Consider the following 24,461-nt stretch of genomic DNA (forward strand, 5'->3'; position numbering starts at 1 on the left):
GCGGCGCCGCTCGCGCCCGGCCAGGTGGCGCCCGCCGCCTACGGTACCGGCACACCTGCGGCCGCCCGCGCCTATGACCCGAAGACCGGTCAGTACGTTGGACCGGACGGACGCACCTATCGACAAGGAGATATCGGACCGGGCGGTACGGGCACGGTACCGTCGAGCTGGCAGGCGATGCTCGAGGAGCAGCAACGATGACGGAAAACAACGGAGATCGGCAGCGCGCGCGACGTCGCGCGGTGCGCTCGGTGGGCCCACCGGTCGAGGAGACGGCGAACCGTGAGGTGATGTCGGTTCCCGCGGAGACCGCACGTGCCGCAACGGCCACCGCGCTCGGTGGTGGTGCGGTCGTTGGATCGTCGGCAGAAAAGGCTTCGGCGGCTGAGGTTTCCACGGAGTCCTCGAAGGCTGCGGTGTCGGCAGGTGCCTCGGTCGATCTCGGCAAGTCCGCAGCCGCTGACTCGCCCGTCGATCTCGGGAAAACGGCAGCCGTCGACGAGCCTGCGGATGCCGACCAGCCGAAGAAGTCGCTCGGCGCCGGACGCCTCGTCGCCATGGCGGCTGCCGCGGTCCTGGTGCTCGCCCTGGTAGTCGGCGCAGCCATCGCGGTGGTTCAAGTCCGTTCGGCCGACGCCCGCGCAGAGCGCCGCACCGAGTACGTGCAGACCGCCAGGCAGGCGGTGCTCAACCTCACCACGATCCGCGCCGACTCGGCGAAGCAGGACATCGACCGGATCCTCGCGGTCGCCTCCGGCCAGTTCAAGAGCGAATTCGACGGCCGGGTAGACCCGTTCATGAACATCGTGCAGCAGGCAAAGGTCGTCTCCACCGGCGAGATTGTCGAGGCCGCGGTGGAAAGCGACGACGAGAACTCAGCCAAGGTGCTGGTGGCCGCCAAGCAGACACTGACCAACGCGGGCCAGGAAGGTCCGCAGACGCGGCTCTACCGCTTCCGCGTCACCGTCGACCGCGGCGATGCCGGGCTGACCGTGTCCAACGTGGAGTTCGTGGCATGAAATCACCAGGCAAGATCGTCATGGCCGGCCTCGGCGCCGTCGCCCTCGTCGCGCTGATCGTCCTCGGCGTCAGCGGATTCCAACTCTGGAACGACCGCCAAGCCGAACAAGCCCGCAAGGATGCGGTGACGGCGGCGGACCGTGCCGTCTCCGCCATGTTCAGCTATGACTTCCAAACAGTCGACAAGGAACTCCCGAAGGCCGCCGACGCCCTCTCCCCGAAGTTCCGTGACGACTACCTGAAGCTCATCACCCAGGCAATCGCCCCCGGCGCCAAGGAGAAACAACTCTCCGTCAAGGCAACCACCCAGGCGGGCGGCGTGATCGCCGCGGACAAATCCCACGCGGATGTCCTGCTCTTCCTCAATCAGGTGACCACAAGCAAGGATTCGCCCCAGGGCACCACCACCGGCAGCCGAGTCCGCGCCACCCTGCAAAAGGACGGCGATCGCTGGCTTGTCGACCAGATCACCCCGCTCTGAGCGAAAAGGGGAGTGGCACAAGGGCTGCCACCTTCGTCAGTGCGGCTCGTCCGGAACAGTCGAGCCCGCCGCGACCAAGAGCTGTCCCAATGTCTGACAACGGGTTCTGAGCTCGGGCGGCTCGAGCACCTCGAAGGGGTGCCCGAGCAGTAGCACGCGAACGAGGACGGCGTCGACGCCGGTATCGGCGCCACTGATCACTTCGCAGCGGTCGGTTCCGCGTTCACGCACGACGGCCGCCGAACTCGAAACCTTCGCGCGCACAGTGTCGGCCGACGCGTGCACGAGGAAGCGCGCCCGGTGCGGATAGACCCGGCTCGCGACACCTTCCTGGACGTATGCCGCAGCGTCCGGCGCCGGGCGCGGCTGGAAGCGCCAGGTCCGCGCGGACACCTCGGTCATCCGGTCGACGCGGAAGGTGCGCCAATCGTCGCGATCCAGGTCGTAGCCGAGCAGGTACCAGCGGTGGTCGGAGGCGACCAGGCGGTAAGGCTCGACACGTCTGGCGTGCACGGCATTTCGCGACGGGTAAGTGAAGGCGGCCTGAACCTCGTCGCGGCAGGCTCTGGCCAGGGTCATGAGTGCCTCGGCGTCGACCGTGGCGCGGCCGCCGCCGAAGGACTCCACCGAACCGGCGAGCGCCCGCACTTCGTGCTGCAACCGCGCGGGCAGCACCCGGTCGAGCTTGGTCAGCGCGCGGAGTGCGGCGTCGGCACTGGTGACCGCATTGCCCGCGCCGACGAGGAGGGCGACGGCGGTGCTGATCGCCTCCTCGTCGTCGAGCAGCAGCGGCGGCAGGTCTTGCCCTTGACCGAGCTGGTAGCCACCGCCGACGCCCTGGGCGGCGCGCACCGAATAACCGAGCGTGCGCAGCCGCTCGACATCGCGGCGGACCGTGCGTGGCGTGACACCGAGCCGGTCGGCGAGTTCGGGACCGGTCCAGACCTGGCGTTGCTGCAGCAGGCCGAGCAGGGTCAACACCCGCTCGGTCGTTCCGCGTTCTTCCATGTGACCCACAATGCCCAAAATAGCGGACCGATTCTGTCCGCTATCCGTGTGAGACTGCGTTCACGGCGGTAGACCTACCGCGCGACCCACACCCGAAATCCCAAGGAGCACGCGCATGACCGCGAAGGTCACTCACCTCGATCCCGAAGAACTCGCCTACAGCCCGGCCTTCACCCAGGGCGTCATCGCGCCGGCGGGTCCCATGCTCTATGTCGGTGGCCAACTCGGCACCGACCGCACCGGGCAGCTGCTCGACGGCATCGAGGCGCAAACCCAGCAGGCAATGCGCAACGTGTTTGCGGTACTCGCTGCCGGAGGCACCGGCCCCGACCACGTCGTCAAGCTCAACATCTTCCTGGTCGAAGGAGTCGACGCACAGGTGGGATACGCAGCGGCACAATCGGTGTGGGGTGATCGCCGCACCGCCATCACGGTCGTCTACACCGCAGCGGGCCTGCGCCCTGATGTGCTCGTACAGATCGATGCCGTCGCGATCATCCCCGACTAGCAGGTAAAGCGCTGTCACACAGCGTTTTCGCGCGGCAGCCGGACGGTGAAGACCGTGCCGATGCCCTCCGCGCTCTGCACGCTCACGGTGCCGCCGTGTGCACTGACCAACGCTTGGACGATGGACAGGCCGAGGCCGGTGCCGCCGCTGCTGCGGGTGCGGGAACCATCGGTGCGGTAGAAGCGCTCGAAGACCCGGTCGGCCTCGTCCTGCGGCAGGCCGGGGCCGGTATCGGCGACCTCGAGCATGACCTCGTCGGCGGCGGGCGTGAGCCGGACCGCCACCGACGCATCCGGCGGCGTATGCGTGAGGGCATTGTTGAGCAGGTTGGACAGCACCTGGCGCAGCCGGGTCTCGTCCCCGACCAGCTCCAAAGTGCCTTCACCCGGCCGGATTTCGAGTTCGATCCGGCGGCGGGGCGCATCGGGGTCGGCGGCGGCGGCCATGGCGCGTGCGCTGTGCACGGCGTCGCTGGCCACGGCGAGCAGATCGACCTGGTTCTGCTCCAGTGGGCGTTGCGCGTCGAGGCGGGCCAGCATCAGCAGGTCCTCGACCAGGATGCCCATGCGTTGCGATTCGCGTTCGATGCGGTCCATGAACAGGTCAGGGGCCGTGTTGGCGCCCTGGCGGTAGAGCTCGGCGAAGCCGCGGATGGTGGTGAGCGGGGTGCGCAGTTCGTGGCTCGCGTCGGCGACGAACTGGCGCATCCTCGCCTCGGAGCGGCGCGCGGCGGCCTCGGAGGCCTCGGTCTTCGCGAACGCCTGCTGGATCTGGGCGAGCATGCCGTTGAGCGAGCGGGACAGTCGATCGACCTCGGTGTTGTTGCCGCGCACCGGAACTCGGCGATACAGATCGCCGCGGGCGATCGCCGCCGCGGTGTTCTCCACCCGGACGAGCGGGCGCAGGCTGCGGCGGATCACGAAGTACGCGACGATGGCAAGCGCTGCAAGGACCACCACGCCGACGACCAGCTGCAGCGTGACCAACCGGCTGACGGTCTCGTTGTTCTGGTTGAGCGGCAGCGCCACCGTGGTCGGCCCTTCGGGACCGTTGATCGTCAGTGTCCGCCACTCGATCGGGCCTGCGACCGAGCGGACAGTAGTCGGGCCGGGTCCCGCCTCGGTAGGCAGCCTCGGTTCGGCGTCGACACCGAACGCTCTGGTGATGAGGATGCCGTTGGCGTTCACCGCACGGACATAGAACTGGCTCGGCGGATGCCGCGCCTCCGACGCCGGTTGCATCGGCGCCGGAATCCGCGCCCGGCGCTGCCATTCGATCGCGCCCTCCTTGAGCTGCTGATCGGTGCGCGCGGTCAGCGACTTCTCCAGTTCGGAGGTGACCGCAAGCCCGGAGAGCAGCAGGCCCAGACCCGCGGTCAGCACCAGCAGCACCATCAGCGTGACGCGCAGCGGGATCGCGGACAGCGAGCCGGAAACCGAGGTGCGGACCTTCGCCAGCCGCGCCGAGATCATGCCCCGGCCGACCGGCTGCGGTTCGGGGCTCGCATCACGTAGCCGACGCCGCGCAACGTGTGGATCAAGCGGTCGCTGCCGGTGTCGACCTTCTTGCGCAGATAGGAGACGTAGGTCTCCACGACACCGACCTCGCCGCCGAAGTCGTAGCGCCACACGTGATCCAGGATGCGCGGCTTGCTCAGCACCGTGCCCGCGTTGACCATGAAATAGCGCAGCAGCGTGAACTCGGTGGGGGACAACGCGATCGGCTCGCCCGCCTTCCACACCTCGTGCGTGTCGTCGTCGAGTTCGATGTCCTCGAACCGGATTCGGGAACTCTCGCGTTGCGGAGCGGCATGGCCTGCGCGGCGCAGGATCACCCGTAGTCGGGCGACGACCTCCTCCAGGCTGAACGGCTTGGTGACATAGTCGTCGGCGCCGAGGGTGAGCCCGGTGATCTTGTCCTGCACCTCGTCGCGGGCGGTGAGGAACAGGACTGGGGCGTCGATGCCGTCGGCGCGCAACCTGCGCAACAATCCGAAGCCGTCCATGCCCGGCATCATCACGTCGACGATCAGCGCCTGCGGCCGGAAGCTGCGCGCCTTGTCCAGCGCCTGCGCCCCGTCCGCGGCCGTATCGACGGCGAAGCCCTGGTAGCGCAAGCTGACCGCGAGCAGCTCCACGATCATCGGCTCGTCGTCGACCACCAGCACCCGCGCCTCGGGTGCCTGGTCCGCAGGCGCACCACTCATGGACCCATGGTCCGCCATCCGCCTGCGAAGTTGCTGGACCAATCCTGGGTGATTCCTGTGAGTGGCCGGTTCAGCGGGAAGGCTGACGGTCCTCCGGGTAGACGTCGTCGTCGGTCAGCAGGGCGCTGCCCGCCACCTGTCCCTGGGCCAGTGCCTCCAGGAAGGCACGGGCCCAACGGTCGACGTCGTGGGCGAGGACCTGGCGGCGCATGGAACGCATGCGACGGCGTTTGGTGTCACGATCGTCCTCCACCGCGGAGACGATGGCGTCCTTGACGCTGTCCAGGTCGTGCGGGTTGCACAGGTAGGCCTGGCGCAATTCTGCTGCCGCACCGGTGAATTCGCTGAGCACCAGGGCGCCGTTGAGGCCGCTGTGGCAGGCGACGTACTCCTTGGCGACCAGGTTCATGCCGTCGCGCAGCGGCGTCACCAGCATGACGTCGGCCGCGACGAAGAAGGCGATCAGCTCGTCGCGCGGAATGGGACGGTGGATGTAGTGCACCACCGGGTAGCCGACCCTGGCGAACTCGCCGTTGATCCGGCCGACCTGCCGCTCGATGTCGCCGCGCATCTGGATGTAGCTCTCCACCCGCTCGCGGCTAGGGGTGGCCAACTGGACCATGACGGTCTCCGCCGGGTCGACCCGGCCGTCGAGCAGCAGCTCCTCCAGCGCGTTGAGCCGGATATCGATGCCCTTGGTGTAGTCGAGCCGGTCGACACCGAGCAGGATGTTCTTCGGATTGCCCAGTTCCGCACGGATTTTCGCGGCTCGTTCGCGAACCGAGCGACGCCGCGAGTGCTCGTCGAGTTCCGCGGAGGAGATGGAGATCGGGAACGCACCGACCCGGACCGTGCGGAATCCGACCTGCACGACGCCGAGCTTGGACCGCACCCCGACGGTGCCGCGCGAGGTCGGCTGCCCGGCCAGCCTGCGGGCGAGATAGAGAAAGTTCTGCGCGCCGCCGGGTAGGTGGAAACCGATCAGGTCGGCGCCGAGCAGGCCCTCCACGATCTCGGTCCGCCACGGCATCTGCATGAACAGCTCGACCGGCGGAAACGGGATATGCAGAAAGAACCCGATGGTGAGGTCGGGCCGCAGCATCCGAAGCATCTTCGGCACCAGCTGCAGCTGGTAGTCCTGCACCCAGACGGTGGCGCCCTCGGCGGCCACCTTCGCGGTGGCCTCGGCGAAGCGGCGGTTCACCGTGACGTAGGCGGCCCACCATTTCCGGTCGTAGACCGGGCGCACGATCACGTCGTGATAGAGCGGCCACAGCGTGCCGTTGGAGAAGCCCTCGTAGTAGTCGCCGACCTCGTCCGAGGTCAGCGGCACCGGATGCAGCTCGAGCCCGTCCTCGATGATCGGATCGATCTCGGTGTCCGGCACCCCCGCCCAGCCGACCCAGGCGCCTTTGTTGCTGCGCAGCACCGGCTCCAACGCGGTGACCAGGCCGCCGGGGCTGCGCTTCCACCGGGTGGTGCCGTCAGGCAGGCGCTCCAAGTCGACCGGGAGCCGATTGGCCACGACGACGAAACCGGATCCGGATTCGGCCGGGCCCGCACTCGAGGTCGGGGTATCGGCAGCGCCGTTGTCTAGGGCGGGTTCGGAGTCGTCGGACGGAGTCATCTGATCCACTCACGCATCCTTTGCGCGTCGCTGGGTCCCATGGGAGCCGGGTAAGTCGACGTCGCCGTTGGCGTCGAAGAGGCTGGGTGGGGTTATTCGACCCGGGTGCTCGGCCCGATGCCGAGCATCGACAACAGCATCCGGCACTCGTCCGCATCCTCGGCGTAGGCCGCGACGACGCGCTGCGCCTGACGCGCGGTCTCGTCGGCGAGTGGTTCCAGATCGTCGTCCGCGATGTCGTTCGCGCTGCCCTTCGCGGCCATCTTCAAGTCCTCCCGGTTCACTACGCTCGTACGTGCGAATAGTCAATGGTATCTGGCGCCGCCGTGGCCGGGTGGCACCCGCATCACACGGGCCCCCGGCCGGTGTGCCGACCCCGGCCTCCCCTATACCGTGGGACGGAGCATCAACTCCACGAAAGGGTCGATATGCCGCTGGCCACGGTGAATGGAATATCCCTCAACTACCAGGTCAAAGGTGACCGTGCGCGGGGTACCGATGTCAAGGGTTCGGGGCCGCTTGTGGTCATGATCATGGGCACCGGCAGTCCCGGCCGCGTCTGGGAACTGCATCAGGTGCCCGCATTGATCGCGGCGGGCTACCGGGTGTGCACGTTCGACAACCGCGGGATCGCGCCGTCGTACGAGGCCGCCGATGGGATGACCCTCGACGAATTGGTCGCCGACACCGCGGGACTGATCGAATTCCTCGACGAGGGACCCGCATTGGTGGTCGGCACCTCGATGGGCGCCCGCGTCGCGCAGGAGCTGGCGCTCGCCCGGCCCGAGCTGGTGCGCAAGGCCGTCTTCATGGCCGGCCACGGACGCCTCGACCAGTTCCAGAAGGTGCTTTCGCTCGGCGAGCACGAACTCGACGCCAGCGGCGTGCAGTTGCCCGCGAAGTACGAGGCCGCGGTGACCGCCGTGATGAATCTGTCGCCCGCGACGATGGCCCAGCCGCATGCGGCGCGCGACTGGCTCGATCTGTTCGAATTCACCGGCGGCCCGGTGACTCCCGGCATCAGGGCGCAGCGGCGGATGGACCACGATTTCGACCGCGTGCAGGCCTATCGCGCGATCACCGTGCCATGCCTCGCGGTCGGTTTCGCCGACGACCGGATGATCCCGCCGTACCTGTCGCGTGAGGTCGCCGAGGCCATCCCCGGTGCCCGCTACCAGGAGGTTCCGGACGCGGGCCACTTCGGTTACCTGGAGCGGCCGGAGACGGTGAACAAGATCCTGCTCGACTTTTTCGCGAGCTGAGCAAGCCCGCCCCGAGGTAACCGCCCAGGCGTAACGCTTGCCTTGCTAGGGTCGAAACAACGCTCGGGACTCGTTCGGTGCGCAAGTCCGTGGACCCTCGGTTCGTCGGATGCGGCGCCGGGCGATCCAGGAGCGGTCCCATACATAGCGCCAGTATCCAGTGAGGTGAAATTGAGCACCAACCCGTTCGATGACGAGGACGGCCGCTTCTTCGTTCTGGTCAATGACGAAGAGCAGCACTCCCTGTGGCCCGCCTTCGCGGAGGTTCCGGCCGGATGGCGCGTTGTGTTCGGCGAGGACAGCCGGGCCGCCTGCGTCGAGTACGTCGAGAAGAACTGGACCGACATGCGTCCGAAGAGCCTGCGCGATGCGATGGCCGCGGACGACGCTGCCCGCCAGGGCGCCCAGTCCTGACCCGCGGTATCTGATACTGCGCCGGGACATTCGATCGACCGCCGCTGCGTGACGCCGAAAGCCGGTGTCACGCAGTCGGCGTGCCCGGTTATGATGGGCAACGCTTTCCCCGGTGTCCCCGGACGCCACCCGCCTCCTTAGCTCAGTGGTAGAGCACTCGCCTTGTAAGCGAAAGGTCGTCAGTTCAATCCTGACAGGGGGCTCAAAGCAAGAGCGCGTCCTTCGGGACGCGCTCTTTTCGGTTCGCCGGTTGGCCGCATCGATGGCCGGAGTACCCCTTTCGAGACCGGCTCAGATGAACAGCGCAACTGCCCCAGTCACCTGCGTACCCACGAACGTTGGTGCTGATCCCACACTTGGCCAGTGACGAGCCCGGATAGCGCGGGGTCGCTGAAAGCTATGACGGTCGCGACTACTTCCTCGAACTGTTCGGGAAGCACTCGGTTATCGGTGCGCCGCCGCCACGCAGCCCACTTTGCCTGGCCGATTGTCGGGTACCCGTCGAGGGCTTCGCTGAGAGGAATGATCGTCGCCTGGCGAAAAACCGCGACTGCCTGGATCGCCCCTTGGAGGTCGGATCCCGTTATCGGGTGATGGTGGGTGAGCGTCCAGATGTCGCCGAAGTCACGCCACCGGGTGCTCGCAGTGCCTCGCTGAACTGCGGTGATGATTTTCTCTGCGTAGACCATTTGTAGGGGATAGCCACGGACTGTAATTGGGTCGCCGTCGAGCAGTCGGGGTACGGCCACAGTGGTCGGCTCGGGATAGATCGGATCACCAACATTCACGTCGACGTGGAAGCTGAGCTTCGCGCGACTCAACGTGGCCTTGGCGCTGACCCGGATACCTGAATATTCGCTGTCGTCGCGGATCACCTCGGCGGTCAGCGAGTTGAGCTGGAACGTTAGTCCATCATCGGCTGGCACCGCCAAGATCGCGCGGATCAAACCGAGGATGTTCTCGCTCTCATTGCTCACATCGATTGCGGCCAGGTCGACATCGCGCGTCGGGCGCCGGTTTCCGAACGCAGCAAGCAGCACGCCACCTTTCAAGACGAATGCTTCGCGGTGGGCACTGGCAGCCAGTCGTATGAGGAACCCCTCTAGCAGGTAAAGATCGAACAGTTCTTGGGTGTTGCGCCCCGTGGTCTTCGCCTTCTGCTGCAGTGCGCGATATGTCCGATCACCGGTATTCGCGTCGTTCACAGCAGGATGCTTATCGTCTGATTCAGCCCGCGTTGCGCGGTGGGAAACGACTTCGCCAGCCGCAGCAGTTCCGATGCTTGTCCGCCCTGGTGTAGCCACCGCTTGAGCGACTCGATGCCGAGGTCGTCGCCCTCTAGATGCCGAAGGCGGAAGGCGTCGATGATGCTCCGCTGGGCGGAGTAGATGCCGATGCTGTGGCTTTGACCGATGCTCAAGTCGTCCCGTCCGATATCGAAGGTCGTGGCATCGAAACGGTGCCACCTGACCGGCGTCTCCAGTTTCGGTGCCCAGGCGCCGCGCGGGATAGCGATGTCGATGGTGCTGGGTATGTCGTCTATCAGATCGTGCCGTGCAAGAGCGGATCGCAGCGCGAGCGTGGCGCGAGGTGCCCGAGTCGCGATGGCCAAGAGGTCTTCGTCGCCGATCCAGTCGGCCTTGCGATACAGGCCATGGGCTAGGCGGATGATTTGCCCGTCGGCGAGCAGTCGACGAAAACGCCCTTCGCCGATGAGCTTCACAGCATCGTTGAACCGGAACGTGTCAGGGAGCTCGGTGAGGATTCGCGCCGGGTTCATCGTCTGCCCCTCTGGCTGCCTTTAGGAAATCCTGTACAGCTACCCATCGACTGTATAGGATTTCCTACGGAAGTCAACATCGCCGCATTCACTGCTGTGGCCCACTTTTCAGGCTGGCCAGCGCACGGTGTGCATCCTGTCGACGCAGTGCGCACGTGCGAGGCGTGCGGCGGCGTTACTCGCAGGCGGATGGTTTGCGGGCGGGAGAGCACTCGCCTTGTAAGCGAAAGGTCGTCAGTTCAATCCTGACAGGGGGCTCAATGCAAGAGCGCGTCCTTCGGGGCGCGCTCTTTTGCGTCAATGGGTGCTGTCGTTGCGGAAGACGAGCTGGATGAAGGTTTCGGCGTGGCGACGGATGTCGTCGCTGGCCTGTGCGCGGTCGTGAGCTGTCGCGTCGGCGTGCAGGTGGAGTATTCGGGTGAGGCCGATGAAACCGGTGAAGGTCATCGCCAGGTCTTCCGGTGTGGCGAGGTCCGCGGGGATCAGGCCTGCGGTGATCCAGCGGTCGAACAGGAGACCGATCTGGGTTCGCATAGCCGACACCGCATTTCGCAGGGTGGGGCTGTGCAGCAGGCCGTCGCGCGCCATCACGCTGATGAGTAGCCGGTCGTCTTCGCGTTCCCACTCGTCGAGTGCCGCGCGCACGAGTTCGCGCAGGTACTGCGGTGGGTCGGTGTCCGCGAGGGACGAGTCGTAGCCCGCAACGTCGAACGGGGTCTTGGGGCCGAGCGTGGACAAGACGGCATCGAAGATCGCCTGCTTGCTGTCGAAGTGCGCGTAGAGCACGCTCTCGCTCAACCCGACCTCGCGCGCGATCGACCGGATCGAGGTTCCCGCGTAACCGTTGCGGGCGAAGAGCCGCAATGCGGCGCCGAGTAACGCGGCCTTGGTGTCGCCGGCGTCGGCCTTCCGTGGGCGCCCTGGTCCACGCCGAGGTGTCGTCATGGGGCTTCCCTGCTCCCTTCGTCGGGTTTAGAATTAATCGATCGATCGATTATTTTATCTCGAAAGGACCATCTCATGACCACCGACCAGCGAACGCACACCAACCCGCCCGCCCCGTACGTCGAGGTGGCCCCTTACGGCTACCTCTATCTCGGGTTCCGCGCGGACCCACCGCGTCGAGTCCCGTTCGTGCCACGCAGTTCCCGGCGCCGCGAGGTGCTGCGCCGGTGTCAGGACCTGACCCGTCAACTGCAAGCGCTCGACGAGGTGGTTACGGCCACGGTCTATCGGGCCGTGGCGATCCAGCCGTCCAGCACCAGCCCGCGTTTCGATGTGATCGTGCTGATCGAGACCACCACACCGAGCGCGCTGGAGTCGGTGCAGGAAACGCAGGCATTCCAGCAATTCGGCGCCGACTTCGTCATGGCCGCTCGCAACATCAGGCGCATGGGCGATATCGACCGCTCGCCGTCGGGCACCTTCCTGTTCAACCACTTCACGGCCGACGACGCGGACCGCGCGTTGCGGTACTTCGACTCGGTCGCGGGCTGGTTCCATCACGACGCCAAGGTGGACGACATCGCCCTACTCGGCCCCATGGAGCCAGGACCGTACGTCTTCGTCAACCAGGTGCGGCTGCCAGGAACGCTGGCGGCCTTCGTGTACCACCTGCTGCACCCGAACTTCCGGCGATCGGTGTCGGCGAAAATGCGGGCGAACCGGGTCGGCTTCGCCTCCATCATCTGTAAACCCTTGTAAGAGTTCGATCCTGACGGGGCAAGAGCGCGCCCAGGGGCGCGCTCTTGTGGATCAGCGGTCGACCACATCGCCGGCCGGCGAGCCTCTTTCGAGTCCGGCCCGCACTCACTCCGGAACGTTCGACCCGTAGCCGAGATCACGCAGCGTCTGCTTGATCTTGGTTTGCGCCTCGTCCAAGGACTCCGGGGTCGGGTTGGTGTCCGCGCCCGAGATGTCGAAATCGCCCATGGTGTAGGCCGGGAAGACGTGCACGTGCAGGTGCGGCACCTCGAGGCCTGCGATGAGCAGGCCTGCGCGCGGCGCGTCGAACGCCTGCCGCACCGCCTGCCCGATCTTCTGCGCGACACCGTTCAGGCGCGCGAAGGTGTCGGCGTCGACGTCTTGCCACTGGTCGATCTCTTTGCGGGGCACCACCAGGGTGTGACCGGGTGTGACCGGTGCGATGGTGAGGAAACCGACGAAATCGTCGTCCTCCCATACGAATCGACCGGGAAGCTGACCTGCGATGATCGCGCTGAAGACAGAAGCCATGCCTCGCAGACTAGCCGCGCGTGCCTGGCCGGGGCGCGCGCCGGTTCCGGCACTCGCCTCGACCGCGCTACACCGCCGCGAAATGCGAAAGGATGCCCTGCACTTCGTAGATGTCGACCTGACGATTGAACCGCTTCTGCAACGGTTCGCTGCTGCCCGAGATCCAGATGGACAGCTCGGCGTCCAGGTCGAAGGTGCCTGCGGTCTCCACCGAGAAGTGGGTGATCGCCCGGTAGGGAATGCTGTGATAGCTCACTTTTCGGCCGGTCATACCCTGCTTGTCGACCAGGATCAGGCGCCGATTCGTGAACAGGATGGCGTCGCGGACCAGCAGGTACGCGGCGTAGATCTGTTCACCGTTGCCCATCAGCTTCGCGTATTCCTGCTGCGCCTGGCCGGGATCGATCCGTCCGGCATTGCCCATCAGTCCATCGATCAGACCCATTGTCTGCCATCCTTTGCGCGGTCTGTGCTGGCGTGGCCGAGCTGCGGTATGCCCGAACCATCCCTTTCCATCATCCCCTTCGCCGCCCGGTGCGGCAGCGCCCTTTAGGCTGTCTGCCGTGCGCGTACTCGTCATCGGTTCCGGAGCCCGTGAACATGCCCTCGTCCTTGCGCTGCGCCGGGACCCAGCGGTGACCGCGCTGGTCGCCGCGCCAGGCAACGCGGGGATCGCGCAGCACGCGCGGACCAGGCCGGTCGATCCGTGCTCGGCCGAGGCGGTGGTGGCGTTGGCCATCGAGTCGGAGGCCGATCTCGTGGTGATCGGGCCGGAGGTGCCGCTGGTCCTCGGCGTCGCCGACGCGGTGCGTGCGGCCGGGATCGCCTGCTTCGGACCGTCGGCCGCGGCCGCGCGGATCGAAGGGTCGAAGGCCTTCGCCAAGGATGTGATGGCCGCCGCGGGCGTGCGGACCGCGCACAGCGAGATCGTGGACAACCCGGCCGAACTCGACGCTGCGCTGGATCGCTTCGGGCCGACCTGGGTGGTGAAGGACGACGGGCTCGCCGCAGGCAAGGGTGTGGTCGTCACCGCCGATCGGCGCGCGGCGCGCGATCACGGTGCCGAACTGCTCGAGCAAGGCCATCCAGTGCTGCTTGAGTCGTTCCTGGACGGGCCGGAAGTATCGCTGTTCTGCCTGGTCGACGGGGCGACGGTGGTGCCGTTGCTGCCCGCGCAAGACCACAAGCGAGTCGGCGACGGTGACACCGGACCGAACACCGGCGGCATGGGCGCCTACACGCCGCTGCCGTGGCTGTCCGAGGACGCGCTGACCGCGATCGTCGAGGACGTGGTGAAACCCGTTGCCGCCGAACTGGTTCGCCGCGACAGTGGCTTCTCCGGCCTGCTCTACGCCGGCCTCGCGATGGGCGCGGCCGGTCCCGCGGTCGTCGAATTCAATTGTCGCTTCGGCGATCCCGAAACTCAGGCGGTGCTCGCGCTGCTGGACAGCCCGCTCGGTGAACTGCTCAACGCCACCGCCACCGGCACGCTCGCCCAGGTCGCCGCCCCGCGCTGGCGTGACGGCGCCGCGATCACCGTGGTGCTCGCCGCCGAGAACTACCCGGGCCGCCCGCGCATCGGTGACGTGATCACCGGTGCCGGCGAAGGCGCACTCGACGAGCCGACCGCGGTGCTGCACGCGGGCACCGCGCTGCGCGAAGACGGCGCACTGGTCTCCGCGGGCGGCCGTGTCCTCAACGTCATCGGTGTCGGCGCCGACCTCGCCGAGGCCCGCACCAACGCCTACGAACGCATCACCTCGATCAAACTGCCCGGCAGCCACTACCGCACCGACATCGGCCTCGCCGCCGTCGAGGACCGCATCGCCGTCCCCAGCTGATGTACTAGCCGAAGTTCAAGCCGTGCAAGGCAAGCCACTGCCTCGGGTCGACGTGCTGGCCGCCCATGATCACCTCGAAGTGCAGGTGCGGGCCGGTGGAGTCGCCGCGGTTGCCCATGCGGGCGATCTGCATGCCCGCAGGGACGCGTTCGCCGCGGGAGACGAAGAAGTCGTACATGTGGCCGTACACGGTGATGGTGCCGTCGTCGTGGCGGATGCGCACCCAGAGCCCGAAACCCTCGGCGGGTCCCGCGTCGATGACGGTGCCGTTGGCGACCGTGTAGATCGGTGTGCCGATCGGGCCCGCGATGTCGATGCCGTTGTGGAAAGTGCCCCAGCGGGAACCGAATCCGGAGGTGAACGCGCCGCGCGCGGGCATGACATAACCGGTGATGCCAGGCAGCACCGAGCCCGGCGTCGTCGCGCCACTCGTCATCCACGGCTGCCACTGGCCCGCGGTGGCCGCAGCGGCCTCCGCTTTGGCGCGTTCCAGCGTGGCGCGGGCCGCGGCCTGGACCACTTCCTGTTCGCGTAGCCGTTCGCCGTTGGCGATGGCATTCAGATAGCGGCGCACCGACGAGGGCGCGGACTGCATCTGCGGGGGATAGGCGACGGCGACGCGTTGCGCATGGTCCTGCGCGGGCGTGCTCGTGCTGATCGTGCCGTCGAACGAGACGTCACCCGCGGCGAAGACCATGGTCACGGCCAGCCCAGCAAGGAGCACCCGATGTTTGCGGAGCAGGGCGAGCAGCTCGTCGCGATCCGGCCGCTTGTCCCATGTCGCACGCAACTCGGCTCGTCGCTCCCACAATTCCCGCGGATCGCGCCGCAGCGGCGCCGCCGCAGCCTTCATTCGATCGAACACGGTACCGAAGCCGCGCGTGGGTCGTTCCCGCAACCGGGCACGCCAATCCGGCGGAATGACCCCGATGCCACCCACTCCACGTATGCGGTCGAGCCCAGCCCGACGAGCCTTCTCGAGCATCAAGCCGACCCTAACCCGGGTAGAAAGCTGGTGGTAACCCGGGCGCGACCGTATACCGTCCTTCGGGTGTCCAGAGAATCTCGCCGGTCGACCATCCCACCTTTCTACGTGATGGATGTCTGGAAAGCTGCTGCGCAACGGGCAAGAACCCACGGCGACGTGCTCGTTCTCGCCGCTGGTCAGCCGTCGACGCCGGCGCCGGTGCCCGTGCTGCGAGCCACCGAGGCCGCGATCGCCTCCGAATTGCTCGGCTACACCGAAACATTCGGCATCCTGCCGCTGCGCGAGGTAATCGCGGAGCATCACACCGCGACCTACGGCTATTCCGTCGACCCGGACGAGGTGGTGGTCACGACCGGATCGTCGGGCGCGTTCTCCTTACTTTTCCTGGCCGCTTTCGACCCGGGCGACACCGTGGTGGTGGCCAGGCCCGGATATCCCGCGTACCGCAATACCCTCACCGCACTCGGCTGTCGGGTCGTCGAACTGGACTGCGGCGCCGAAACCAGATTCCAGCCGACGGTTGCGATGCTGGACGCACTGCCGGAGCCGCCCGCCGGGCTGGTCGTCGCGAGCCCGGCCAACCCGACCGGCACGATGATCGCCCCCGCCGAACTCGCCGCCCTGGCGCGCTGGTGCGACGCGCACGGCACCCTGCTCATCTCCGACGAGATCTACCACGGCATCACCTACGACAGTGGCCACACCGGAACGTCTTCGGCGTGGGAGACGTCGCGCGAATCGGTCGTCATCGGGTCGGTGTCCAAATACTTCTCGATGACCGGATGGCGTCTCGGCTGGATGCTTGCACCGAGCGGTTTGCGGCCCGCGCTGCAACGGCTCGCCTCCAACCTCACCGTGTGCCCGCCCGCCATTTCCCAATACGCGGCGCTGTACGCTTTCGGCGCCGAGGCCAAGGCCGAGCTCGACGGCCATGTGCGCCGGTACGCGGTGAACCGGCAGCTGCTGCTCGACGGCTTGCCAAAACTGGGCATCACCGAGTTGGCTCCTGCGGACGGAGCCTTCTACGCTTACGCCAACATCGGGCATCTCACCGACGACGCGCGAACCTGGTGCGCCGACGTACTCGCGAACACCGGTGTGGCACTTGCGCCTGGCATCGATTTCGACACCGTGCACGGAAATCGGACAGTCCGCTTCTCTTTTGCGGGAGCCACCGCGGATATCGAAGAGGCACTAGTCCGTCTAGGGCACTATCTGGCAGTCTGATCGTCGTGTCCGGCAACAACTTTCCGCAGTTCGGCACCGTGGCCGCGCGGATACGGTAAAACAACGATGGTTGCTATTCCTCCCTGATTTCCCCTGGAAGAACTGATGACGACTGGCACGATGGCACGGTGATCACCGCGACGACCCCGAAAGGCGAACGGCGTCGCCAGGCTCTGGTAGCTGCTGCCGCCGAGTTGTTGCTGGAAGGCGGATTCGAGGCGGTGCGGCATCGTTCGGTCGCGACCCGAGCCGACCTACCGTTGGCGTCCACCACCTACTACTTCGAATCACTGGAAGATCTGATCGCGCGCGCGGTCGAGTTCAGCGGCAACGTGGAACTCGAGGCGATGCGCCGCCGGGTCGGCGAGGTCAGCCACCGCAGGCGGGGCGGCGAGGCGACCGTCGACCTGGTGCTCGATCTGCTGGTCGGCACCGACGGGCACGACGAGGGCGCGCGCGGGCAGTTGATCGCCCGCTACGAGCGCTCGGTCGCGTCGGCGCGGCATCCCGAATTACGGGAGGTCCAGCTACGCCTGCGTGCTCAGCTCGATGAGCTGCTCGCCGACGTGCTACGCCGCTCCGACCGCCTGGTGCGGCCGGAGCAGTTGCGCAGGCTGGTCGCGGTGGTCGACGGTGCGGTGGTCGCGGCACTGACCGAACAGGAACCCGAACCGCGGCGGATGGCCCGCGGTGCGTTGCTCGAGGTGATCGATATCGTCGCACCGGCGACGCCCCAGCGAGTGGACGGTTATCGCACACTAGACTGACAAGACGTGAGCGCTGTTCCGAACGTCTTAGCCACTCGATACGCCAGCCCTGAACTGGTGCGTCTGTGGTCGCCCGAGAACAAGATCGTGCTCGAACGGCGACTGTGGCTGGAGGTGCTCCGGGCCCAGTCCGAACTCGGAATCGACCTTCCCGCAGGCGTGCTCGCCGATTACGAGCGCGTGCTCGAACAGGTCGACCTCGCCTCCATCGCAGAGCGCGAGCGGGTCACCCGCCACGATGTGAAGGCGCGGATCGAGGAATTCAACGCGCTCGCCGGGCACGAGCACGTGCACAAGGGCATGACCAGCCGCGACCTCACCGAGAACGTTGAGCAGCTGCAGATCCGGCTCTCACTCGAGCACGTGCACGCCCACGGTGTCGCGATCGCGGCCAGGCTGGCCGAGCGTGCCGCCGAATACCAGGCGTTGGTGATGGCGGGGCGTTCGCACAATGTCGCCGCGCAGGCCACCACCCTCGGCAAGCGCTTCGCCTCGGCCGCCGACGAACTGCTCATCGCGCTCACCCGGGTGCGCGAGTTGATCGACCGCTACCCGTTGCGCGGCATCAAGGGCCCGATGGGCACCGCCCAGGACATGCTCGACCTGCTCGGCGGTGATCCGGCCAAGCTGTCCAAGCTCGAACAGCAGGTGGCCACGCACCTCGGCTTCGCGACCGTGCTCACCAGCGTCGGCCAGGTGTACCCGCGCTCGCTCGACCACGACGTGCTTTCCGCGCTGGTCCAGGTGGGTGCGGGCCCGTCCTCGTTCGCGCACACCATCCGGCTGATGGCCGGGCACGAGCTGGTCACCGAGGGCTTCCAGCCCGGCCAGGTCGGCAGTTCGGCGATGCCGCACAAGATGAACACCCGCTCGTGCGAGCGCGTCAACGGTCTGCAGGTGGTGCTGCGCGGGTACGCCTCGATGGCAGCGGAACTCGCTGGCGCGCAATGGAATGAGGGCGACGTCTTCTGCTCGGTGGTGCGCCGCGTCGCGCTGCCGGACGCCTTCTTCGCGATCGACGGCATGATGGAAACCTTCCTGACCGTGCTCGCCGAATTCGGCGCCTACCCGGCCGTCATCGCCCGCGAACTCGACCGCTACCTGCCCTTCCTCGCCACCACCCGCATCCTGATGGCGGCGGTCCGTGCGGGAGTCGGTCGCGAAACCGCGCACGAGGTCATCAAGGAGCACGCCGTCGCCGTCGCCCTCGCCATGCGCGAGCAGGGTCGCGAACCCGACCTGCTCGACCGCCTCGCCGCGGACGACCGTCTTCCGCTCGACCGCGCCGCCCTCGACACCGCCCTCGCCGACAAGTCGGCCTTCATCGGCGCCGCCGAAGCGCAGGTATCCGACGTCATCGGCCAGGTCCAGAAACTCGTCGACCAATACCCCGAAGCCGCCCGCTACACCCCGTCGCCAATCCTGTAGCGCCCGCTGCCATCTCGCAGCAATTCGATCGTTTGAGCGATAGCGAACGGGTATCGTCCCTCGGTGCCCTTCCACGCCTTCGTCGACGAGTCGATTCGCCGGGATCGCTACCTGTTGTGCGCTGTCATGGTGCCGTGCAATCGACTGCACCATGTTCGGACGCTGAGCCGCAGCTTCTGCCTGCCGGGCCAACGTCGATGGCACTTCAATCACGAGCCCGAGCCGCGTCGGCGGCAGATCCTGGGCGCGATGGCGCGGTCCGCCGGTGTCGGCGTAGCGATTTATGAGGGGCGCGGCGCAGAAGTTGAGACGCGAGCGGACTGCCTTGTCGAGTTGGTGACGGATCTGGTCGATGCAAAAGCTTCCCGGTTGGTGATCGAGTCGAGGGAAAGTCAAGATCATCGTGATCGGCACTGCATCGCCACGGTGCTCCGGAAGGCTTCTGCTCAGCTTCCGTACGTTCATCTTCTGCCGCACACTGAGCCTGCATTGTGGTGGCCGGATGCGGTGGCCTGGGCGTATGGGGCAGGCGGTGCATGGAAGACGCTGGTTATGCCATTGGTGCGAGCAGTCATTGATGTTGATGCCCCGCCCGAAAAGCGCGAAACCCGACTGCCCACCGTCCGGTGAAGAGTCGGGTCCACTTCTTCCAGCTAGTGCCGGAAGCTGTGTTCAGGATACTGCATGCGTTGGGTGGTGACTATGCAATTGTGTTGATGCGACACAATGCGGGCGTCCGAAAAGCGCGAAACCCGACTGCTCACCGTCCGGAGAGGAGCCGGGTCCACTTCTTCCAGCTAGTGCCGGAAGCTGATGCCCAGTATGGGCGTAGCCGGGCCTGCGCGGTACTGATTTCCCGGAGGAGGGGTGCTGGGGTCGGGTTAGGGTTTCGGGGTGAATCCGTACACGATTTTTGGGGACATTGTTGCTGGGCGGGCGCCGGCGAGTGTGGTGTATGAGGACGATGATGTGTTGGCGTTCATGGATATTCGGCCGATGACGCCGGGGCATCTGTTGGTGGTGCCGAAGGTGGCGGCGCGGAGTCTTGCCGAGTTGGATCCGGCGGTCTGTGGGAAGTTGTTCCAGGTGGGGCAGCGGTTGGCTGCGGCGTTGCGGGACAGTGAGGTGGGTTGTGACGGGGTCAACTTTTTCTTGGCCGACGGGGTGACGGCGGGGCAGGAAGTTTTTCATGTGCACCTGCATGTGATTCCGCGGACGGTGGGGGACGGGTTCGGGTTGCGGGGGCGTCCGACCAGTCCGCAGCGCGCTGACCTGGACTATTTGGCAGGTTCGATCAAGGGTGCGCTCGATCGCTGATCGGCACGATTGGCTCGTTACGGGTGGGTCCGGAGTGACGCGCGGTACGGACTGGACGGTTTGCTGAAAGAGCGCCGAAGATCACTTTCTCTTTCCCGATGACGCCGGCTGAGTTACGTTGAAAGGCCATTGTCATGCGGTGATGGAGGTGGTGACGTGCGGCTTTCCTTGATTGCTGTGTCGGTGCTGACCTTTGTTGCGGTGAGCGGGCCTGCGATCGTCGGACCTGCGACGGCCACCGCCGCGCGGCTCGAGCGGATCGACGAGCTGAGCCCAACGCGCGCAGCGGTATTCATCGATTCGCCCGCGATGGGCCGAACCGTCCAGGTGCAGGTGCTGCATCCGGCGGGCGGCGGCCAACGCCCCGCCTATTACCTGCTCGACGGACTCGATCCCGGTGTCACCCAGAGCACCTGGACCAATGCCACCGACGCCGAGCGGTTCTTCGCGGGCCAGCAGGTCAACGTGGTGCTGCCGGTGGGCGGGCAGGCCAGCTACTACACCGACTGGCAGCAGGACGACCCCCGATTCGGCCGCTACCGGTGGGAGACCTTCCTGACCGAGGAACTACCGCCACTGATCAATGCCGCGTTCAACGGCAACGGTGTCAACGCGATCGGCGGCCTCTCGATGGGCGGCAACGCGGCCTTCATCCTTGCCGCCCGCAAGCCGTGGCTGTACCGCGCCGTCGCGGGCTACAGCGCCTGTCCTGACACGGGTTTGGCGATGGGCGCGGTGCTGTTCTCCATCGCCAATCGCGGGGGCAACCCGCTCAACATGTGGGGCCCGCCAGGCAGCCAGGGCTGGATCGAGCACGATCCGGCACAGCTGGCGGAAGCCTTGCGCGGCAAGACGATCTATCTGTCCACCGGCACCGGCATCCCCGGCCCGCACGAGACGGAGATCAAACCCCAACTGGCCGAGAACGTCTTCCTCGGCGGCCCGATCGAGCTCGGCGTCAACGCCTGCGTGATCGCCTTCGAGCAACGCCTGCGCGGGATGGGCATTCCGGCCCGAGTCGACCACAGCGCCACCGGAACTCACTCCTGGTCCTATTGGCAGGACACCCTGCACGCGTCATGGCCGACGATCTCCTCAGCCATCGGCGCCTGATTACTTGCCGGCACAGTAGATCTCGTCAGCGCTGTCCCGCGTGCAGCACGACAATCGCGATCTGGACCCGGTTTTCGGCGTCCAGCTTGAGTAGCAGCCTGGTGATGTGCGACTTCACGGTCGCGACGCTGAGGTGCAACTCCTTGGCGATATCGGAGTTGGACAGGCCGCGGGCGATGGCGTCGGCGATATCGCGTTCCCGCTCGGTGAGGGTGTCGAGTGCCTGGTTGGCGCGGACGCGGGCCTCGTCCTCTCTGCTCGGCGCCGCGGTGGCGACCGAGATCAATTGCGCGGTGACGCTCGGCGAGAGCATCGGCCTGCCTGCCGCGACCTGCTTGACGGCGGCGACGATCTCGGCGGGCGGAGTGTCCTTGAGCAGGAACCCGTGCGCCCCGATCCGCAACGCCTGCAACACCATCTCGTCGGCATTGAACGTGGTGAGCACGACAACCCGCGGCGGATCGGCGCGGTCGAGCAGTTCCCTGGTGGCGTCGAGCCCGTCGCGCACCGGCATCCGGATATCCATCAGCACGACGTCGGGCGCCTGCGCACGCACCACCGCGATCGCCTCTGCGCCGTCGGCGGCCTCGCCGACCAGTTCCAATTCCGGATCGCCGCCGAGGATCAGCGTCAGCGCCGAGCGGGCCAGCGGCTCGTCGTCGACGACGACGACGCGAATGCGCGACGTCATCGGTCGCTCGTCGTCAGCGCGGGCCACGGCAGCACGGCGCGCAATCGGAAGCCGCCGTCGGCGTCTGGACCGTAATCGAGGGTGCCGCCGACCAATTCGGCCCGCTCGGTGAGCCCGAGCAGGCCGTAGCCGGACGACGGTATCGCGAAGCCTGGCCGCCGCGGCGCCGAGTTGCCGACGTCGACGATCAAGTCCTGACCGGGTCCGCCGTCGATGCGCACCAGCACCGTGGCGCCGGGAGAGTGCTTGCGCGCGTTGGTGAGTCCCTCCTGGGCGATGCGGTACGCGGTGCGCGCACTGGTCGCGGGCAGGTCGGCCGTGGTGGTGTTGCTGATCGACACGTCCATGCCCGCCGAGCGCGCCTCGTCGACCAGGCGGGCGAGGTCGGCGAGCGTCGGCTGCGGTGGTTCCGGGGTGTCGGTGAGCGCGGTGTCGTCGCTCGCGCGCAGCACGCCGAGCACCTCACGCAGTTCCTGCAGCGCGAGATGGGCGTTCTCGGCGATGGTTTTCGCGGTCGCCGCGGTCTGCTCCCTGGTCAGGTCTGTGCGGAAACCGAGTGCGCCCGCGTGCATGGCGACCACCGAAATCCGATGTGCCAGTACGTCGTGCATCTCCCGTGCGATGCGGTGCCGTTCGAGCAGTCGCGCTTCGGCCGCCCGCGCGTGCTGCTCGCGTTCGGCGGTCTCGGCCCGCCAGCGCAACGACCACACCAGATCTCGCCGCGCACCGACCGCGAAGCCGATCGCGACGATGGCGGCGACGATGGCCGTGAGTATCACGACGTCAGACCAATTCGGCTGTGGACCAGTCTGTTTCGGATAGATCAGGTTCTCGGTGAGCAGGCCGGTCGCCACCGAGACGATTGCCATGGCGATCGTCTCGGGGTAGCGCCGCCTGGTGGCCAGCGAACACAGCACCAGCGCGGCCGCACCGTTGGAGGTCACCGACACGGTGGAGGCCAGTGTCACCACCGCGGCGATCGTCACCGGGTACTTGCGCCGCCACAGGGTCAGCGCGACGCAGACCACGCCGATCAGCGGATCGCCGATCAGGAACCACCTCGGCAGCGTGTCGTCGATCGACGCAAGCTCGCCCCGTGCCGTCGACCAGGCCAGCGCGCCGATGGCCGCGGCCAACGCCAGTCGCCAGGCGTGTGACCACGGCCGAAGCGGTGGCGCCGACGACAGGGGTGCTGAGGGCATGATGGTGACTGTAGGTGCCGGTCATCAGCCTGCGCATCGGCCTGCAGGGCGAATTCGGTTCGACCAAAGGATGAACTGCCCGTCGACCGCCGACCGATGTGCGGGCACCCACACCAGGACAACCATGGGAAATGGAGACGTACGGGGCTGGATCACGAAGGAGACGGTGATGGACAAGAACGTGTGGGTCGGACTGCAGATTGTCGGGATGGTGGTGACGGTCGTCTCGGCACAAGCCGTGATTCGCCTGCTCATCGACCACCGCAAGTCTCAGTTGTGGGGCCTGTTCGATTGGGTGCCCGGCGGTTGGACGGGCCAGCTCGTCGCGTTCGCCGTGACGACCGTGCTCGGGATCGTCCTGGCCGGGCGCGCGACCGACAAGGCGAAGGCGCTCGATGCCTAGCGACCGCTATCCGGGTTGTTTGCGGAGGGTGCGAACGAGCGCGAACAGCACGCAGGCCGCGGCAAGCGCCGCCGGTGCGAGGATGACCGCGCCTGCGGGCATGTCGAAGAATTGCACGTGTTCGACCAGGGTGACGCGCGCCCGGACCGGATCGTCGGTGGGCGCGGCGGCGAAGGTGGCGTCGGTGGTGACGGCCGAGGGTTCCGGAACCGACACCGACATTTCGGTCAGGTAGTCCTGGCCGCCTGCGGTCAGCTCCCGCAGTGTCGGATTGTCGCTGCCCGCAATGCGTCCGGCGAAGTCGACGTCGACCGTCTGCCTGTGCATATCGGCGTCGGAACGCGTGACTCGGTGTTCGCTCAGCACATACAGCTGCACCTGCTGCGGAGTGGTCGACCCCAACCGCATCGGATAGACCAGCCGATCGGTGTCGAAACTGAGCCGGATCGGGTCGAGCGGCCCGGTCAGCGAGTCGAGACGGGACAGCCGGATGGCGACGAACGACCAGCCGTCGCGACGGTACATCTCCAGCGCGGCACGGGATTCCGCGCCGACCGCATACCCGGTGCTGCCGAGCCAGGTGTGCAGATCGGTGAGTTGATCACCGGTGAAGTTGGTCAGCTCCAGCGGGCCGAGCGGCGAGGTGAGCGCGGAATACCGCGCGTCGGGTGCGCCCGTTGGCTGCTCGGGCGAGCCGAACCAGCGGCGCTCGGTCACGATCTCCGGCACGGTCAGCTGACTCAAGGCCAGGAAGGTGCTTTCGGAGACCGGTGCCAGCGTGGCGCGGGTCGGCGTCGGCACGACCAGCACGGCATTGTCGGTGTCGGCCAACAGATTCAGGTCGAGGACGAGCGTTTCCCGCCGCCCGTCCCAGCTGAGCAACGCCGCCTCGTGATCGACCGATGCGTGCCTGCCCGGCGGCGCCGCGACGGTGCCCGCGCCG

General features: G+C 66.9%; 28 protein-coding genes, 1 tRNA gene and 1 pseudogene. 16 read left to right on the forward strand and 14 right to left on the reverse strand.

What is annotated here, in order from left to right:
* From NA11_RS41660 to NA11_RS41670, 3 genes and pseudogenes are all read left to right on the forward strand, one after another.
* Positions 1-201: pseudogene (locus NA11_RS41660) on the forward strand (virulence factor Mce); the annotation flags it as partial.
* Positions 198-1,019, forward strand: coding sequence for an Rv1363c family protein (locus NA11_RS44505; RefSeq protein ID WP_084655543.1), 822 nt, complete (start codon positions 198-200; stop codon positions 1,017-1,019). The pseudogene NA11_RS41660 and the gene NA11_RS44505, both read left to right, overlap by 4 nt.
* The gene (locus tag NA11_RS41670) at positions 1,016-1,501 is read left to right on the forward strand and encodes an Rv1363c family protein (RefSeq protein ID WP_069167636.1); all 486 of its coding nucleotides are present in this window, start codon (positions 1,016-1,018) and stop codon (positions 1,499-1,501) included. The genes NA11_RS44505 and NA11_RS41670 overlap by 4 nt, the downstream gene beginning before the upstream one ends.
* Before the next feature lie 36 nt (positions 1,502-1,537).
* Here NA11_RS41670 and NA11_RS41675 read toward each other — a convergent pair whose 3' ends face one another.
* Positions 1,538-2,509: a helix-turn-helix transcriptional regulator gene (locus NA11_RS41675; RefSeq protein ID WP_069167637.1), complete on the reverse strand. Its 972-nt coding sequence runs from the start codon at positions 2,507-2,509 to the stop codon at positions 1,538-1,540.
* A gap of 115 nt (positions 2,510-2,624) precedes the next feature.
* Between NA11_RS41675 and NA11_RS41680 the strand changes: the two genes are divergently transcribed.
* Positions 2,625-3,017, forward strand: a complete 393-nt coding sequence (locus tag NA11_RS41680; RefSeq protein ID WP_069167638.1) for a RidA family protein — start codon at positions 2,625-2,627, stop codon at positions 3,015-3,017.
* 14 nt (positions 3,018-3,031) lie between these two features.
* Here the strand turns inward: NA11_RS41680 and NA11_RS41685 are convergent, their stop codons facing one another.
* From NA11_RS41685 to NA11_RS46090, 4 genes are all read right to left on the reverse strand, one after another.
* Positions 3,032-4,489, reverse strand: a complete 1,458-nt coding sequence (locus NA11_RS41685) for a sensor histidine kinase (RefSeq protein WP_084655544.1) — start codon at positions 4,487-4,489, stop codon at positions 3,032-3,034.
* Positions 4,486-5,223, reverse strand: a complete 738-nt coding sequence (locus NA11_RS41690) for a response regulator transcription factor (RefSeq protein ID WP_069167639.1) — start codon at positions 5,221-5,223, stop codon at positions 4,486-4,488. The genes NA11_RS41685 and NA11_RS41690 overlap by 4 nt, the downstream gene beginning before the upstream one ends.
* 70 nt (positions 5,224-5,293) lie before the next feature.
* Positions 5,294-6,850: an alpha,alpha-trehalose-phosphate synthase (UDP-forming) gene (locus NA11_RS41695; protein WP_069167657.1), complete on the reverse strand. Its 1,557-nt coding sequence runs from the start codon at positions 6,848-6,850 to the stop codon at positions 5,294-5,296.
* A gap of 92 nt (positions 6,851-6,942) precedes the next feature.
* Positions 6,943-7,113 (reverse strand): hypothetical protein, encoded by a 171-nt coding sequence (locus NA11_RS46090; protein WP_167837852.1) that lies wholly within the window; start codon positions 7,111-7,113, stop codon positions 6,943-6,945.
* Positions 7,114-7,278: 165 nt separating this feature from the next.
* On the opposite strand from NA11_RS46090, the gene NA11_RS41705 reads away from it, so the two are divergent.
* The 3 genes from NA11_RS41705 to NA11_RS41715 all read left to right on the forward strand — a co-directional run bounded on the left by NA11_RS41705 (position 7,279) and on the right by NA11_RS41715 (position 8,729).
* Entirely contained in the window at positions 7,279-8,112 is an 834-nt protein-coding gene (locus tag NA11_RS41705; RefSeq protein WP_069167641.1) for an alpha/beta fold hydrolase, read from the forward strand.
* Positions 8,113-8,283: 171 nt separating this feature from the next.
* Positions 8,284-8,526 carry an MbtH family protein gene (locus NA11_RS41710; RefSeq protein ID WP_011207082.1) on the forward strand — a complete coding sequence of 81 codons (243 nt, stop codon included), beginning with the start codon at positions 8,284-8,286 and terminating at the stop codon, positions 8,524-8,526.
* Between the two features lie 131 nt (positions 8,527-8,657).
* Positions 8,658-8,729, forward strand: a tRNA-Thr gene (locus tag NA11_RS41715).
* Between the two features lie 114 nt (positions 8,730-8,843).
* On the opposite strand, the gene NA11_RS41720 is transcribed toward NA11_RS41715, so the two are convergent.
* From NA11_RS41720 to NA11_RS41730, 3 genes are all read right to left on the reverse strand, one after another.
* Positions 8,844-9,731 carry a nucleotidyl transferase AbiEii/AbiGii toxin family protein gene (locus tag NA11_RS41720; RefSeq protein ID WP_084655545.1) on the reverse strand — a complete coding sequence of 296 codons (888 nt, stop codon included), beginning with the start codon at positions 9,729-9,731 and terminating at the stop codon, positions 8,844-8,846.
* Positions 9,728-10,249 (reverse strand): type IV toxin-antitoxin system AbiEi family antitoxin domain-containing protein, encoded by a 522-nt coding sequence (locus NA11_RS41725; RefSeq protein ID WP_245746561.1) that lies wholly within the window; start codon positions 10,247-10,249, stop codon positions 9,728-9,730. Before NA11_RS41725 ends, NA11_RS41720 begins: the two co-directional genes overlap by 4 nt.
* A 354-nt stretch (positions 10,250-10,603) precedes the next feature.
* Entirely contained in the window at positions 10,604-11,251 is a 648-nt protein-coding gene (locus NA11_RS41730; RefSeq protein ID WP_084655546.1) for a TetR/AcrR family transcriptional regulator, read from the reverse strand.
* Positions 11,252-11,326: 75 nt separating this feature from the next.
* On the opposite strand from NA11_RS41730, the gene NA11_RS41735 reads away from it, so the two are divergent.
* On the forward strand, positions 11,327-12,010 hold the full coding sequence (locus tag NA11_RS41735) for a hypothetical protein (protein ID WP_069167643.1): 684 nt from the start codon (positions 11,327-11,329) through the stop codon (positions 12,008-12,010).
* Between the two features lie 105 nt (positions 12,011-12,115).
* On the opposite strand, the gene NA11_RS41740 is transcribed toward NA11_RS41735, so the two are convergent.
* Positions 12,116-12,541, reverse strand: a complete 426-nt coding sequence (locus tag NA11_RS41740) for an HIT family protein (protein ID WP_069167644.1) — start codon at positions 12,539-12,541, stop codon at positions 12,116-12,118.
* A 67-nt stretch (positions 12,542-12,608) separates the two neighbouring features.
* Positions 12,609-12,986, reverse strand: a complete 378-nt coding sequence (locus NA11_RS41745; protein WP_069167645.1) for a PH domain-containing protein — start codon at positions 12,984-12,986, stop codon at positions 12,609-12,611.
* 118 nt (positions 12,987-13,104) lie between these two features.
* Here NA11_RS41745 and purD point away from each other — a divergent pair, with 118 nt between their 5' ends.
* A complete protein-coding gene (purD, locus tag NA11_RS41750) occupies positions 13,105-14,382 on the forward strand; it encodes a phosphoribosylamine--glycine ligase (protein WP_069167646.1) in 1,278 nt (425 codons plus the stop codon).
* Positions 14,383-14,386: 4 nt separating this feature from the next.
* Here the strand turns inward: purD and NA11_RS41755 are convergent, their stop codons facing one another.
* Positions 14,387-15,367: a M23 family metallopeptidase gene (locus NA11_RS41755; protein ID WP_069167647.1), complete on the reverse strand. Its 981-nt coding sequence runs from the start codon at positions 15,365-15,367 to the stop codon at positions 14,387-14,389.
* A gap of 66 nt (positions 15,368-15,433) precedes the next feature.
* On the opposite strand from NA11_RS41755, the gene NA11_RS41760 reads away from it, so the two are divergent.
* The 6 genes from NA11_RS41760 (at position 15,434) to NA11_RS41785 (ending at position 21,222) form a co-directional block, all read left to right on the forward strand.
* Positions 15,434-16,597: a pyridoxal phosphate-dependent aminotransferase gene (locus NA11_RS41760; RefSeq protein ID WP_141718146.1), complete on the forward strand. Its 1,164-nt coding sequence runs from the start codon at positions 15,434-15,436 to the stop codon at positions 16,595-16,597.
* A 128-nt stretch (positions 16,598-16,725) separates the two neighbouring features.
* Positions 16,726-17,364, forward strand: coding sequence for a TetR/AcrR family transcriptional regulator (locus NA11_RS41765; protein ID WP_069167649.1), 639 nt, complete (start codon positions 16,726-16,728; stop codon positions 17,362-17,364).
* Positions 17,365-17,370: 6 nt separating this feature from the next.
* Positions 17,371-18,792 (forward strand): adenylosuccinate lyase, encoded by a 1,422-nt coding sequence (gene purB, locus NA11_RS41770; protein WP_069167650.1) that lies wholly within the window; start codon positions 17,371-17,373, stop codon positions 18,790-18,792.
* A 63-nt stretch (positions 18,793-18,855) separates the two neighbouring features.
* Positions 18,856-19,422, forward strand: coding sequence for a hypothetical protein (locus tag NA11_RS41775; RefSeq protein ID WP_069167651.1), 567 nt, complete (start codon positions 18,856-18,858; stop codon positions 19,420-19,422).
* A 264-nt stretch (positions 19,423-19,686) separates the two neighbouring features.
* Complete coding sequence (locus tag NA11_RS41780) at positions 19,687-20,109, forward strand: HIT family protein (protein ID WP_069167652.1); 423 nt, start codon at positions 19,687-19,689, stop codon at positions 20,107-20,109.
* Positions 20,110-20,265: 156 nt separating this feature from the next.
* Complete coding sequence (locus NA11_RS41785) at positions 20,266-21,222, forward strand: alpha/beta hydrolase (RefSeq protein WP_069167653.1); 957 nt, start codon at positions 20,266-20,268, stop codon at positions 21,220-21,222.
* 25 nt (positions 21,223-21,247) lie between these two features.
* Here NA11_RS41785 and NA11_RS41790 read toward each other — a convergent pair whose 3' ends face one another.
* Positions 21,248-21,913 carry a response regulator gene (locus NA11_RS41790; protein ID WP_069167660.1) on the reverse strand — a complete coding sequence of 222 codons (666 nt, stop codon included), beginning with the start codon at positions 21,911-21,913 and terminating at the stop codon, positions 21,248-21,250.
* Positions 21,910-23,115 (reverse strand): sensor histidine kinase, encoded by a 1,206-nt coding sequence (locus tag NA11_RS41795; protein ID WP_069167654.1) that lies wholly within the window; start codon positions 23,113-23,115, stop codon positions 21,910-21,912. Before NA11_RS41795 ends, NA11_RS41790 begins: the two co-directional genes overlap by 4 nt.
* A gap of 169 nt (positions 23,116-23,284) precedes the next feature.
* Between NA11_RS41795 and NA11_RS41800 the strand changes: the two genes are divergently transcribed.
* Positions 23,285-23,518 (forward strand): hypothetical protein, encoded by a 234-nt coding sequence (locus tag NA11_RS41800; protein WP_069167661.1) that lies wholly within the window; start codon positions 23,285-23,287, stop codon positions 23,516-23,518.
* A 6-nt stretch (positions 23,519-23,524) separates the two neighbouring features.
* Here the strand turns inward: NA11_RS41800 and NA11_RS41805 are convergent.
* The coding region (locus NA11_RS41805) for a DUF2330 domain-containing protein (RefSeq protein ID WP_084655547.1) at positions 23,525-24,461 on the reverse strand (937 nt) is incomplete at its 5' end.

The organism is Nocardia altamirensis NBRC 108246, assembly GCF_001612685.1.
Lineage (GTDB): Bacteria > Actinomycetota > Actinomycetes > Mycobacteriales > Mycobacteriaceae > Nocardia > Nocardia altamirensis.

Bases quoted from the DNA above. Each gene is read 5' to 3' on its own strand.
- NA11_RS44505 (WP_084655543.1), top strand. From the start codon at position 198: ATGACGGAAAACAACGGAGATCGGCAGCGCGCGCGACGTCGCGCGGTG.
- NA11_RS41670 (WP_069167636.1), top strand. From the start codon at position 1,016: ATGAAATCACCAGGCAAGATCGTCATGGCCGGCCTCGGCGCCGTCGCC.
- NA11_RS41675 (WP_069167637.1), bottom strand. From the start codon at position 2,509: ATGGAAGAACGCGGAACGACCGAGCGGGTGTTGACCCTGCTCGGCCTG.
- NA11_RS41680 (WP_069167638.1), top strand. From the start codon at position 2,625: ATGACCGCGAAGGTCACTCACCTCGATCCCGAAGAACTCGCCTACAGC.
- NA11_RS41685 (WP_084655544.1), bottom strand. From the start codon at position 4,489: ATGATCTCGGCGCGGCTGGCGAAGGTCCGCACCTCGGTTTCCGGCTCG.
- NA11_RS41690 (WP_069167639.1), bottom strand. From the start codon at position 5,223: ATGAGTGGTGCGCCTGCGGACCAGGCACCCGAGGCGCGGGTGCTGGTG.
- NA11_RS41695 (WP_069167657.1), bottom strand. From the start codon at position 6,850: ATGACTCCGTCCGACGACTCCGAACCCGCCCTAGACAACGGCGCTGCC.
- NA11_RS46090 (WP_167837852.1), bottom strand. From the start codon at position 7,113: ATGGCCGCGAAGGGCAGCGCGAACGACATCGCGGACGACGATCTGGAA.
- NA11_RS41705 (WP_069167641.1), top strand. From the start codon at position 7,279: ATGCCGCTGGCCACGGTGAATGGAATATCCCTCAACTACCAGGTCAAA.
- NA11_RS41730 (WP_084655546.1), bottom strand. From the start codon at position 11,251: ATGACGACACCTCGGCGTGGACCAGGGCGCCCACGGAAGGCCGACGCC.
- NA11_RS41735 (WP_069167643.1), top strand. From the start codon at position 11,327: ATGACCACCGACCAGCGAACGCACACCAACCCGCCCGCCCCGTACGTC.
- NA11_RS41740 (WP_069167644.1), bottom strand. From the start codon at position 12,541: ATGGCTTCTGTCTTCAGCGCGATCATCGCAGGTCAGCTTCCCGGTCGA.
- NA11_RS41745 (WP_069167645.1), bottom strand. From the start codon at position 12,986: ATGGGTCTGATCGATGGACTGATGGGCAATGCCGGACGGATCGATCCC.
- NA11_RS41755 (WP_069167647.1), bottom strand. From the start codon at position 15,367: ATGCTCGAGAAGGCTCGTCGGGCTGGGCTCGACCGCATACGTGGAGTG.
- NA11_RS41790 (WP_069167660.1), bottom strand. From the start codon at position 21,913: ATGACGTCGCGCATTCGCGTCGTCGTCGTCGACGACGAGCCGCTGGCC.
- NA11_RS41795 (WP_069167654.1), bottom strand. From the start codon at position 23,115: ATGCCCTCAGCACCCCTGTCGTCGGCGCCACCGCTTCGGCCGTGGTCA.
- NA11_RS41800 (WP_069167661.1), top strand. From the start codon at position 23,285: ATGGACAAGAACGTGTGGGTCGGACTGCAGATTGTCGGGATGGTGGTG.